Source organism: Pedobacter sp. GR22-6, assembly GCF_037402555.1.
Classification (GTDB): domain Bacteria; phylum Bacteroidota; class Bacteroidia; order Sphingobacteriales; family Sphingobacteriaceae; genus Pedobacter.
Genome location: NZ_JBBEUC010000002.1, coordinates 442,970 through 456,483 on the forward strand (window position 1 = coordinate 442,970; position 13,514 = coordinate 456,483).

The 13,514-nt window shown below is 42.1% G+C and carries 7 protein-coding genes; all 7 read left to right on the forward strand.

Annotated elements, in window-relative coordinates; genetic code table 11:
- Positions 1 to 249: 249 nt before the first annotated feature.
- The 7 genes from WAE59_RS09525 to WAE59_RS09555 all read left to right on the forward strand — a co-directional run bounded on the left by WAE59_RS09525 (position 250) and on the right by WAE59_RS09555 (position 13,501).
- Positions 250 to 3,495 carry a SusC/RagA family TonB-linked outer membrane protein gene (locus WAE59_RS09525; RefSeq protein ID WP_337855719.1) on the forward strand — a complete coding sequence of 1,082 codons (3,246 nt, stop codon included), beginning with the start codon at positions 250 to 252 and terminating at the stop codon, positions 3,493 to 3,495.
- A 31-nt stretch (positions 3,496 to 3,526) separates the two neighbouring features.
- Positions 3,527 to 5,503 carry a RagB/SusD family nutrient uptake outer membrane protein gene (locus tag WAE59_RS09530; RefSeq protein ID WP_337855720.1) on the forward strand — a complete coding sequence of 659 codons (1,977 nt, stop codon included), beginning with the start codon at positions 3,527 to 3,529 and terminating at the stop codon, positions 5,501 to 5,503.
- A 23-nt stretch (positions 5,504 to 5,526) separates the two neighbouring features.
- Positions 5,527 to 6,726, forward strand: coding sequence for a DUF5000 domain-containing lipoprotein (locus WAE59_RS09535; RefSeq protein ID WP_337855721.1), 1,200 nt, complete (start codon positions 5,527 to 5,529; stop codon positions 6,724 to 6,726).
- Between the two features lie 28 nt (positions 6,727 to 6,754).
- Entirely contained in the window at positions 6,755 to 8,014 is a 1,260-nt protein-coding gene (locus tag WAE59_RS09540; protein ID WP_337855722.1) for a DUF4998 domain-containing protein, read from the forward strand.
- Between the two features lie 74 nt (positions 8,015 to 8,088).
- A complete protein-coding gene (locus WAE59_RS09545) occupies positions 8,089 to 9,330 on the forward strand; it encodes a hypothetical protein (RefSeq protein ID WP_337855723.1) in 1,242 nt (413 codons plus the stop codon).
- A gap of 24 nt (positions 9,331 to 9,354) precedes the next feature.
- On the forward strand, positions 9,355 to 12,477 hold the full coding sequence (locus tag WAE59_RS09550; protein ID WP_337855724.1) for a glycoside hydrolase family 2 TIM barrel-domain containing protein: 3,123 nt from the start codon (positions 9,355 to 9,357) through the stop codon (positions 12,475 to 12,477).
- A gap of 160 nt (positions 12,478 to 12,637) precedes the next feature.
- Positions 12,638 to 13,501 carry a glycoside hydrolase family 16 protein gene (locus WAE59_RS09555; protein ID WP_337855725.1) on the forward strand — a complete coding sequence of 288 codons (864 nt, stop codon included), beginning with the start codon at positions 12,638 to 12,640 and terminating at the stop codon, positions 13,499 to 13,501.
- Positions 13,502 to 13,514 lie beyond the last annotated feature (13 nt).

Consider the following 13,514-nt stretch of genomic DNA (forward strand, 5'->3'; position numbering starts at 1 on the left):
TTTTTAACCTAGTTTTATAAATGTTATGTTGACGTTTAATTAGGGTGCTATCAAAATATCTTAGATGTCATTCGGGGACACATGACAATAACTAATAATAAATAAACCAAACTACCAAATAATCAAATATGATTCGAACTAAACCCAAAGACGAGTCTTTCGGATTGAAACATTGGACCTACTGTTTCAAGGAAAAGACATTATGCAAGGCAAACAACGATTTAGCTAAACAATTAAAACAAAATAGACATGAATAAAAAGCTACTTGATAAGTATAAGGCTTATTCTCTTTCTTGTAATATGGGAACAGTATATAAAATACTATTATGCTGCTTTCTAGTTACAGTTAGTTTCCAGGCCTCTGCTCAAACAGAGGTAACCGTTAGAGGGGTAGTAAAGGACAGCATAGGCGGCATTCCTTCTGCAACGGTGAGTATTCCAGGTACAAAGACCGGGGTTTCTACAGACGGCGATGGTAGATATACAATCAAAGTACCAAGGACTTCGAAGTTGTTGTTCTCTGTTGTTGGATATAAACCTAGAACGGTATCAGTTTCAGATTATAAACCTAATGCAGAAGGAGTTTACTCTATTACCATTACTATGGAATCGGACGATAGCTCTTTGGAGGAAGTTACAGTTGTAGGTTTTGGTACTCAAAAGAAAACAAGTGTAATCAGTTCTATAACATCTATCAATCCAAAAGAGTTGAAAGGACCTACAAGTAACCTAACTACAATGATGGCGGGCAGGGTCGCGGGTATGATTGCTTATCAGCGAAGCGGTGAACCTGGTGGTGATAATGCTAACTTTTTCATTCGGGGTCTGGGAAGTTTCGGTGCAGGAAAACAAGATCCGCTTATATTAATTGATGGTATCGAATCCAGCAACACCGACCTGGCACGACTTCAACCGGATGACATTTCTTCTTTTAATGTTTTAAAAGATGCTACGGCGTCTGCCGTTTATGGTGCCCGTGGTGCCAATGGAGTGATTCTCGTAATTACAAAGTCGGGTGTTGATGGAAAAACTAAGTTCCAATTCAGAAACGAAACTTCTTTGTCGGGAAATACGAAAAACTTTCAATTCGCTGATAATATCTCTTACATGACATTAGCAAATGAAGCGGCTCTGACTCGGAATTCCCTGGCTATTCTTCCATATGTGCAGTCGAAAATAGATGCTACAGCAGCAGGAGAAAATGAATTGCTGTATCCCAATAACAATTGGATTGAAAAATTGATCAAAAATTATACGATCAATAATAGGTATAACATGAGTATGTCGGGCGGTGGTGTTAAAGCCAGATATTACATTGCAGGAACTTATAATATTGACAATGGTGTTTTGAAAGTTGACAATCTAAATAACTTTAACAGCAACATCAAATTAAAGAATTATTCAGTCCGGTCAAATGTCGATGTCAATCTAACGGCAACAACTCAGGCTGCAATTAGAGTTTATGGTCAGTTTGATGATTACAGCGGACCCGTGGGAGGTGTTGATGGAAACGGAAATAGAATAAATGGTGGTCAGAAGATATTCAATCAGGCTATTTGGTCTAATCCGGTAATGTTTCCTGCTGTATATCCGGCAAGTTTATCTCCCTTTACTAAGCACCCGCTATTTGGTAATGCAAGAACCCCAACAGACGGTCTCTACATCAACCCTTATGCCGAGATGGTTCGTGGATATGAAGATCGAAATGCTTCAACTTTGCAAACACAGATCGAGATCAAGCAAGATCTGAATTTTCTTACAAATGGACTAAATGCGCGTCTCATGACTTATGCAAGAAGGTATTCTTTCTTCAATATTTCCAGACAGTACAATCCATTTTATTATTCATCCAATTTGCAGCCGGATGGAAGCATTGCTTTAACTACACTGAATGATGGCGGACTGAGCTCAGTTGGAACAGTTGGAACTGAGTACCTGAATTATTCAGAAGGATCCAAAGATCTAAATTCGACCTTTTATGTCGAAGCTGCGGTAAATTACAACCGGACTTTCAGTGAAAAGCATGCGGTAACGGGTATGTTGATCACAACACTGAGAAATTATCTTGCTGGTAATGCAGGTAGCCTACAGTTGTCTTTACCTTCTAGAAACCAGGGTGTTTCTGGACGTGCAACGTACGGATATGACAATAGATATCTTGCAGAGTTCAACTTCGGATATAATGGATCAGAGAGATTTGCCGATAACAATCGTTTTGGATTCTTCCCATCCTTTGGTTTAGGTTATGTGGTTTCAAATGAGAAGTTTTTTGAGCCGCTGAAGTCAGTAATTAACAGTTTGAAACTTAGAGCAACTTATGGTTTAGTTGGTAATGACCAAATCGGTGCGTCAGGAGACAGATTTTTCTACTTGTCTGAAGTGAATATGACCAACGCTACTTATGGTTCTACATTTGGAGAATTATATAACTATTACAGGTCTGGTATATCTATTTCACGTTATGCAAATCCTTTAATTACCTGGGAGCGTTCAAAGCAGATCAATTTAGGTCTGGATTTAAACATCAAAAACGCACTGGATATTACTTTCGATATCTACAAAAACACGAGGTCGAATATATTGACTTCAAGGACATATATCCCTGAAAGTATGGGGCTTCAGGCAGCAGTCCAAGCCAATACCAATAAAGCTGAAAGCAAAGGTATCGACCTGGCATTGACTTACAACAAATCCTTTGGTAACGGGATGTATATTCAATCAAGAGGTAACCTTACCTACGCGACAAATAAGATCCTGATTTATGATGAACCTTCTTACAAAGACTCCGAGGCCTATAGATATCGTGTGGGAAACTCTACAACTCAATCCTATGGTTATATTGCTGAACGGCTATTCGTAGATGATAAAGAAGCAATGAACTCCCCACAGCAGTTTGGTGCGCGGGCAGGCATTGACTATAGGGGTGGAGACATCAAATACCGCGATGTCAATAAAGATGGATTGATTGACGATGCGGATATGGTGCCGATTGGAAACCCAACATCTCCTGAAATCATTTATGGTTTTGGTGGAACCTTTGGATTCAAAGGCTTTGATATCAGTGCATTTTTCCAAGGCTCTGCTAGGTCTTCTTTCTTCATCAACTCGGAAAATATTTCCCCTTTTGTACTGAATGGTGGAAGTCAGAATGGTCTGTTAAAGGTAATCGCGGACAGCCACTGGTCGGAAGAAAATCGTAACAGTTATGCCCTATGGCCGAGGCTAAGTCAGACATTTATCAGTAATAACAACAGAACCTCCACCTGGTGGATGAGAAATGGAGCCTTCTTGAGGCTTAAGAATGTTGAGCTAGGTTATACGCTAAAAGCTCAGACTGCTAAACGCTTAGGACTGGCTAGTCTAAGGGTTTATGCCAATTCGTCCAATTTAGCGGCCCTAAGCAGTTTCAAACTTTGGGATCCGGAAATGGGTGGTTCAGGGTTAGGTTATCCTGTTCAAAGTGTATATAATATTGGTTTCAATGTTGAATTCTAACCTATTAATGATGAAAAATAAACAAAAAAATATGAGCACTAAAATAGCCGGAGGCAGGATTTCTCGTGGTCAGCTGGTACTTTTAGCTGCATCGATGATGGTCTTGATATCCTCTTGTAAAAAGTACCTGGATATCATTCCTGATAACGTGGCAACCATTGATAATGCATTTACGCTGAGAAATGAAGCAGAGAAATTTTTATTTACTTGCTATTCTTACTTGCCAAAAGACGGAGACCCTTCTTACAATATAGGGTTTATGGCTGGTGATGAAGTTTGGATTCCTTATGATCAGCGGGAATTTGGGCCGTCTGCATGGCAGATCGCACGTGGTTCCCAAAATGCAGCATCGCCTTATTCTGATGCCTGGAGCTCACGCCGTGGTGGTGGTGGACCTCAGAATAGCAGTGGTGTTGGATTTTATGGATTATTCGACGGAATCAGAAACTGTAATATATTTTTAACCAATCTGAAAGATCCAACCAAGGTGCTTGATTTAAGGCAAGACGAAAGGGAAAGATGGATTGCCGAAGTACAATTTTTGAAGGCTTATTATCATTACTACCTGCTTAGAATGTATGGCCCAATCCCGTTGATAAAAGAGAATATCGACGTGAGTGCCCCTGAAGGCGATGTTAGAATCAAGAGAGTGCCTTTCGACGAGTGTGTAAGCTACATTTCCAGTTTATTGGACTCGGCATCTTCAGTGCTACCGAATATGATCAGCGATCGTGGATCTGAATTGGGACGTGTAACTAAACCTATTGCGCTTGCAGTAAAAGCAAAACTATTACTGTTATCAGCGAGTCCATTATTTAACGGAAACCCCGATTACGCTTCTTTCGCAGATCAAGATGGAGTAAAGCTTTTTAGTAGTGCTTATGATGCTTCAAAATGGGATTTAGCGGCGAAGGCAGCAAAGGCAGCAATAGATGCATCCGAACTTGCAGGATTTAAGCTCTATGAGTTTAAGGAAACGACATTCAAATTGTCTGATACAACGATGCGTCAATTGTCAATAAGAAACGCGTTGACAGAAAGATGGAACAGCGAACATGTTTGGGCAAATCCAAATTCAATGGCAGCGGAAGGCCTGCAGCGTAATGCGATGGCAAGAATACACGCCGATATCGGAGTAGGCACGGCTAGACAACAATTGAGCGTTCCGATTAAAATTGCTGAGCAGTTTTACACAAAAAATGGCGTGCCGATTACTGAAGATAAGACTTTAGATTTCTCTAATAAATACACAGTCAGGACAGCCATCAGACGCGAGCGATTCTATATTTCACAAGGTTATCAGACCGCGCGCCTGAATTTCGACCGCGAGCCGAGATTTTACGCAGATCTTGGATTTGACGGCGGAGTATGGTACAAATACGATAGTAAAACCAACTCTGATTCTGCTACTTACTTTCTGGAAGGGAAATCTGTACAGCTTGCAGGTGCAAACAATTACGGTTGGTATAACGAAACAGGATATTTCATAAAAAAAGTAGTAGACTGGAACATGTCCAGCAGTTCTTCTGGGGTTTCTTATAGAAACTACCCCTGGCCGCAAATTAGATTGGCCGATTTGTATTTGATGTATGCAGAAGCACTGAATGAATCCCTGGCTGCTCCAAGCGCAGATGTTTACGAATACGTGAATAAAGTACGTAGGCGTGCAGGATTACTTGGTGTTCAGGAATCGTGGACAGCTTACTCATCGAGTCCTGGAAAATATACGACGACAGACGGCATGCGTAGCATTATCCAGCAAGAAAGATTGATTGAATTGGCTTTCGAAGGTAGTAGGTACTGGGATATTCTGAGGTGGAAAAGGGCATCGGAAATGTTTAACCAAAATATTACGGGTTGGAGTGTATTCCAGGGTACCACGCAAGAATACTATAAAGTTCGTAGCATTTTCCCTCAGAGCTTTATCGCTCCAAGAGATTATCTATGGCCGATCAGGACTTATGATTTAACAGTTAATCCAAAACTGGTACAAAACCCAGGATGGTAGTTGTCACATTTAATACTTGCAAGATGAAGATAAAATATTATAGTATGTTAGGCTTGGCGTTTTTGAGTCTAGCCACATTAAATGCCTGTAAAGAGGATAAAATAAAGCCATTGTCAGAGAATGCTAACGCTCCGGGAACCGTTTCCAATATAAGTGTTGTTAACGGGCCTGGTAAAGCTCAACTAAGTTATGCACTTCCCAAGGACCAGGATTTACTTTATGTAAAGGCGGTCTATACATTAACAAATGGCAAAGAGTACGAAGTAAAATCTTCCTACTACAATAGTTCACTCACTGTTGAAGGCTTCGGGGATACCAATGAGCATATCATAAAAGTTTATGCTGTGAACAGGAGTGAGGTAGCCTCTGCGCCAGTAGAAGTAAAAATTAAACCTCTCGAGAATCCAATTTGGGGTGTGTTTAGGAGCTTGAGAGCTATCGCAGATTTTGGTGGGATAAAAATTGCAGCAAGCAACTTGAATAAGGCGGAATTGGCGATAGAAATTTTGGTTCAAAAAGAAGGTAAATACGTTCCCAGCGCCAAGAACATTTATACCGCTGCTGCTGATATAGATCAAAGTATCAGGGGCCTGGACACTGTTTCTCAGAAGTTTGCTGTTACGATACGTGATCGTTGGTTGAATTACACCGATACGTTGTACACTACGCTCAAGCCTTTATATGAAACGGCTTTGTCAAAGTCTGCCTATCGTGCAGTAATATTGCCTACTGATGTGGCTCAGGAATATACTTCTACGAATCTGACATATATGTGGGACGGAAATATTATCGACTGGCCAAGAATTTCATTGACTAAAACCACTATTACTACTCCTCAGTGGGTGACCTTTGATATTGGGGCTGCTGCCGCTTTAAGTCGTATTGTGATCTGGGATTATCCTGAATATCTAAACGCCGGCCGGACTTATTATTATGGTGGGAATATCTTCCAGTTTGAAATTTGGGGAAGCAACAATCCTCCAAGTGACGGAAGTTTCAACAACTGGACATTGCTCGGCACCTACCAGGCTAAAAAACCTTCCGGAAGTGCTTATGGCATTCAAACCAGCGAAGACTATACGGCTGCTAATGCAGGGTTCAGCTATAGTTTCAGGGTAGATGTGCCTAAAATGAGGTATATAAGGATAAAGAATAACAAGAACTGGCAAGGTACCACGTTTATGTCCGTTGCAGAAGTTCAGGTTTATGGAGATCCTAGATAAATAGCGTTAAATATTAAAATTAACAAGCATGAAAGACATTGTAAAAGATCAGTATAAAAAGCAAGTGTGCTTTGTACTTAGCGTTCTTTTTGCGGTTTTCTTAGGATCCTGTAAAAAAATGGACGATTATAAAAAATATGTTTCAGACGGTGAAATTACTTACACAGGAAAATTGGATTCTGTAAAGGTACTGTCTGGAAATAATAGGGTATTTGTTAGAGGATTGTTATCCGCTGATCCCAAGATAGTAGAGTGCCGTATATTTTGGAATAATATGGCAGATTCTACCAGTATTCCAATTACCCGCTCAAGCACTGTAGACACTTTAAAAAAGTCAATAGCTATAGCAAATGAAGGTGTGCAAAACTTTGTAATATACACCTATGACGCTGCTGGGAATCGTTCAATTCCGGTAAATGTTGCAGGTAGAACGTATGGAGCCAGGTACCAGGCCACATTGGTTAATAGAGATATATCAGAAGCCAGGACGGATGAAACAACTGGTATTACAAGCGTAAACTTCCTCGGAATGGACCGTTTGACAGGAGTTTTTGCTACGGATATTACTTATACCAAACAAAATAACCAGTCTGTCAAAATTAGAGTGCCGATAGATTCTTCGAGGGTTGCTTTAGCAAATTTCAAATACGGTTCTACCATCAGCTACAAAACATTGTTCTTGCCAGATACAGTAAGTATCGATACCTTCTATTCTGCGGTGACAACAAGGCAAATTGTAGCCCCTGCATTTATAAAAATCAACGTTACTAATACCTATTTAAAAAATACAGGATCTCCATTTACGCCTGTCGCGACAGTTTCCCGCTGGGGTGTTTTGACTGATTGGACAACCAGTGCTTCGGTTAAGAATGCAAGTGGTTCCAATGGAGGTCTGGAAATGCGTTCTGGTGTTGCTACGATGTCATTGGAGGCAGGATGGGGGCTGCCGGATATTACCAATGGATTCATTTACCAAACCATTACGTTACCTGCTGCAACCTATTCGTTTGAAGCCAATGGATTGGAACAGAACGCTGGTGGTACAAGATACATTGTGGTTGCTCCTGGTACGACGATGCCAAACGTTGTGAATATCCCAAGTACAGCATTAGCCTTTGCCCCTTTGGCCGCTACGACAGCAACTACACAGACCAAATTGGAGTTTACATTGACGCAACCGACCCAAGTTAGTATTGGATTTGCAGCCAATATGACCGGAGGTTCGGGAAGTGCCGGATTTTATACTAAAATAAAGTCTGTGAGATTGTACACAATACAATACTTGTAGCATTAGATATCTGCTCTCGGAAGTGCCAGGCTTTAAGCCTGGCACTATTTCAATTAACTAAGCCTCCCAAATACATGAATAAATTCTATTACTTGAAACTATGCACAGTTGTAATGTCTGCATGGTTCGTCTTATCCTGCTCGAAATCGAAGCCTGTAATTAAAGATGAGGAGGGGTCTACCTCCACTCCTGCAACTTTAGCAACATTAACTACCACTGTTCTTAGTTCAATTACAACTACGTCCGCTGTGACAGGTGGAGCTGTAACCAGTAATGGCGGAGCTGCTGTTACAGAGAGGGGTGTTTGTTACAGTCTTACACCAAACCCTACAATAGCTAATTTAATTGCTATTCCTACAAGTGTTTCAGGATCGGGCAGTTTCGTGACACAAATAGGAGGCTTGACGGCTTCGACAAAATATTATCTTCGGGCATTTGCCACCAATAAGGCCGGTACAGCATACGGCAATGAAATTGAACTCGTCACCGCTGATATTGTCAGCGCAACTTTTGCCTTTACACCTATGTTTATCATTGGTTCTACACTGGCTGCGACTGATGTCGAAGTGCTCTCGGATGGTGGAAATGCAGTTACTGAAAAAGGTATTGTTTGGGGAACTTCAGCTAATCCCACAGTTGCCAATAATAAATTGAAGCACAACAGTACTGGAACAGGTAAATTCCGTATGATGATCAGAGGTTTGGACGAAAAAACCGACTATCATGTACGTGGCTATGCCGTTAATTCTAAAGGTGTAAGCTATAGTGCCGATATCACTTTCAGGACCATAGCAAAAGGGAAAGTAACTTACCAGTTTAATAAAGTTAATAATCCTAGTGCAGATCAATTGGCAGCTTATAATAGGTTGCAGATGCCTTTAGATAGCGCTGTATGGTACCTTAATAATTTCACCTCCGCAACAAAACATGTATATATGAACTATGAGCCTGGTACACCAACGGCTGATGCAAATAATGAAGGCTGGATGCGATTTGGAAGTAGCTCAGATTTTCACAATATCAGGACCGTGCTCCACGAAATGAATCATACATTTGGAACTGGAACATCAAGCTGGTGGAGCGGAAAAATCGTCGGAGGAAAGCTTCAGGCACCAAATGTAAGTGCCATGCTGAAAAAAATACAAAATAGCAGCGTCGATGTACAACTTAGCGGAGATAGCCAGCACTGGTGGCCATATGGTCTTAATCAAAACTCTGAAGTCACTTCCAGCTGGGATTATGTATATAACTGCTTGATTATAGAAGCAATGCGAAAAGATGGACTAACGCAATATAGCGGAGCCTACACTCCTTAATTCCTCTTATTTCAATCACACACAATGAACAAAACACTATCCTTCATTGCAGGAATTGCACTAATAACTACCGCGTCGGTTAGGGCGCAAAACAACGACTGGGAAAATCCCAAAATCGTTGATCAGGGTAAAGAAAAGCCACACGTCACTTTTGTACCCTTCGATCGTCAGCAGGAGGCTCTTGCTGACGATTATTCGAAGTCTGCATATTTTAAATCGCTGAACGGACAGTGGAAATTCAATTATGTAGACCAGTATAAAGACAGGCGTACAGATTTTTATCAGACCAATGTAGACGATTCAGGCTGGGCCAATCTCAACGTTCCCTCCAATTGGGAGTTGAACGGCTTTGGTATCCCAATCTACACCAATATCGTTTACCCACATCCTAAAAATCCACCTTTCATAGGTGCCAATAACCCGGTCGGTACCTACAGAAAGTCTTTTACCATTCCAGAAGACTGGGACGAAAAAGAAGTATTGGTTCATTTCGGTTCCATTTCCGGATGTGCCTTTGTCTATGTAAACGGCAATAAGGTGGGCATGACGAAGGCCTCCAAAACACCTGCGGAATTCAACATTACGAAATACCTCAAAAAAGGACAAAACCTGATCGCAGTACAGGTATTCCGCTGGCACGACGGTAGCTACCTGGAAGATCAGGATTTCTGGCGTTTGAGTGGTATAGAACGCGATGTATACCTTTATGCGCTGCCCAAACTGGCAGTTTGGGATTTTTTCATCAAAGGAGATTTGGATACTAAATATGCAGACGGTCTGTTTAGTGCCGATGTAGCTATCCGCAAGTTCAAAGGAAACAACCTGAAAGCGGGTACTTTATCACTTAGCCTGTTGGACAAATCCGGAAAATCAATCTATAACAAACAGGAGAAGTTCAGTGTCACTGCCGATAGCATTCAAACAGTTAGCTTCAGAGAGACCATCAAAAACCCTTTGAAATGGAATGCAGAAACTCCAAACCTTTATGATTGTGTGCTTACCTTGAAAGACGATAAAGGTGCTGTTCTTGGCGTCACAGCTTCAAAAGTCGGCTTCCGCAAAGTTGAAATCAAAAATGCCAGGCTATTGGTCAACGGAATGGCAATCTCCGTTCATGGGGTCAACAGGCACGAGCACGATGATGTAACTGGTCATACCACAACCAAAGCTTTGATGTTAAAGGATATCAAGCTGATGAAGGAACTGAACATCAATTCCGTAAGACTTTCGCATTACCCCAATGATCCGCTTTGGTATAAACTCTGCGATCAGTACGGCTTGTACCTGGTAGATGAGGCCAATATTGAAACGCATGGCATGGGTGCAGAATTCCAGGCCTGGTTCGATAAGAGCAAACACCCTGCTTATATGCCGGAATGGGCAGCTGCGCATGTCGACCGTACCGTAAGGATGGTCGAACGCGATAAGAACCATGCATCGATCATCATCTGGTCTCTCGGAAATGAGTGCGGTAACGGACCGGTATTTCACGATACCTACAAATGGATCAAAAGCAGGGACAACAGCAGACCTGTTCAGTTTGAACAGGCCGGTGAAGACTGGAATACGGATATTGTTTGTCCAATGTACCCCAGTATCGGGAGTATGAAACGCTACGGTTCAGATACGACTAAAAAAAGACCGTATATCATGTGTGAGTATGCGCATGCCATGGGCAATAGCAACGGCAACTTTCAGGAGTATTTCGACATGATCCGCAAGAGTAAAAACATGCAGGGTGGCTTCATTTGGGACTGGGTAGATCAGGGCATCAAAACCAAAGATGCTACAGGAAAACCTTTCTGGGCCTATGGTGGCGACCTTGGTGCTTTCTACTGGCAACATGATGAAAACGGAGTGGCCGATGGGATCATCAGCTCAGACCGTACACCTGATCCCGGAGCGTATGAAGTAAAGAAAGTATACCAGAACGTGATCTTTACGGCGAAAGACCTGAACAAAGGCATCATCAATGTTGAGAATATTTTCGACTTTAGCAACCTGAACCAATACAATTTCAAATGGGAGTTGCTCAGAAACGGAGAAAAGGTCAATGAAGGTAAATTTGAGGTACAACTAGCTCCTCATCAATCCAAAGACCTTACACTGAAACTTCCTAAATACAAGTCCAGCGCAGGTTCAGAGTATTTCCTTAACGTGTATGCCTATACAAAAACAGGGACGGAAATGTTGCCCTCAGGATTCGAGGTTGCGAAAGAGCAGTTTCTGTATGCCGGTGATTACTTTGCAATGGAAGCTGCGGGATCAACAAAGCTGACCATCACCAAAGACGATAAAAAACTAAGTTTTACAGCAGGGGAGGTAAAGGGGGAGTTTGACCTGAAAGCCGGTAGAATGATGCGTTACAATAAAGGAAACAGCTGGTTCAACAACTTCCCCGAACCTTATTTCTGGAGAGCACCTACCGACAATGACTTCGGGAATGAAATGCCTTCAAGATTGGGGATTTGGAGGATGGCTCATGAGCAAAAGAAACTGAAGGCCATTCAGGTAACAGAACAGACCGCTGCAGGATTAGCGATCAAAGTGGAATGGCAATTGGCGGGCATCGACGTGCCCTATCAGGTTAGTTATTTCATCCACAACAATGGTGATGTACAGGTAACAGCCAGCATAGATATGACTGGAAAAGAGTTGCCTGAAATGCCACGCTTTGGTATGCGGACCACATTACCGGGCGCTTATAATAATTTGAGTTACTATGGCAGGGGGCCACATGAAAATTACGTCGACCGGAACCTCGGTTCTTTCATTGGCATCTACAATGACAAGGTCGAAAACCAATATTTCAAAGGTTACATCCGTCCGCAGGAGAGCGGCAACAAAACAGATGTCCGTTGGTTTACATTGACTGATGCTAGCGGAAAGGGCATCAAGGTAAGGGGTATTCAGCCCATTGCCTTTACTGCGATCAACCACAGCACAGAGGACCTTGATCCTGGCATCACCAAGAAACAGCAGCATCCCACTGACCTGCCGCCACGCAATCAGGTCTTTCTGAACATCGACCTCAAGCAGCGCGGGGTAGGTGGCGATGACAGTTGGGGTGCTTATCCTCATCGGCAGTATCTTTTGCTGGATAAAAAGTACAGCTATAGTTACACCATTAGCTTAATCGATAAATAGGTTTTAATTTGAAAAGAAGCCGCCTGAAAAAGGTACGTTCGTCATGCTGAATTTATTTCAGCATCTCACAATAGCTATTCAAAACCAGCTTAAATGGGATGCTAAAATAAATTCAGCATGACGATTCGTAGAATAGATAAGAAAAACAAGCTATATATAGATGAAAATCTTAAACCGCATCAACCACATCCTCTTTTTCCTCATTCTGGGGATCACCACGAAGGCTATCGCGCAAAAAGACAATCCTTCCTCTCGCTATTTAAAAGAGGGTTATAAATTGGTTTGGGCAGAGGAGTTTAATGAAAATGGAAAGCCCGATTCTACACGCTGGAGATATGAAAAAGGATTTGTACGCAATGAGGAAATCCAATGGTATCAGGAGGACAATGCCTGGTGCGAAAATGGAATGTTGATCATCGAAGGCAGAAAAGAAAAACGGGCAAACCCTTTGTACAGAAAAGATAGCCGCCAATGGCGCAACAGTCGTGAACATATTGAATACACTTCTTCCAGCATCAATACGTCCGGTAAATACAGCTGGCAGTACGGTCGCTTTGTAATGCGGGGAAGGATTGATGTAAGTGCCGGACTTTGGCCAGCCTGGTGGACATTGGGCCTAACCGGCGAGTGGCCTTCTAACGGAGAGATTGACATCATGGAGTATTATAAGGGAAAGATTCTGGCGAATATTGCGATCGGTACGTCAAAGCGATACAATGCCCTTTGGTTTAGCGAAACAAAAGCAGTGCAGGAGCTGGGTGGCAAAGAATGGGCGTCCAAATTCCATGAATGGCGAATGGACTGGACGGAAAAGGAGATTTCTCTTTTTGTAGATGATGAATTGATGATCAAAGTAGACATGGATAAATTGTACAATAAAGATGTCAGCGGTACACATCCCTTCAAACAGCCCCATTATATGTTGCTGGACCTCGCCATGGGGGGATTGAATGGCGGCGAACTGGGACGTACTGTTTTTCCAAACCGATTTGAAGTGGATTACCTGCGCGTTTACCAAAAATAGTTTTAGCCCAGGT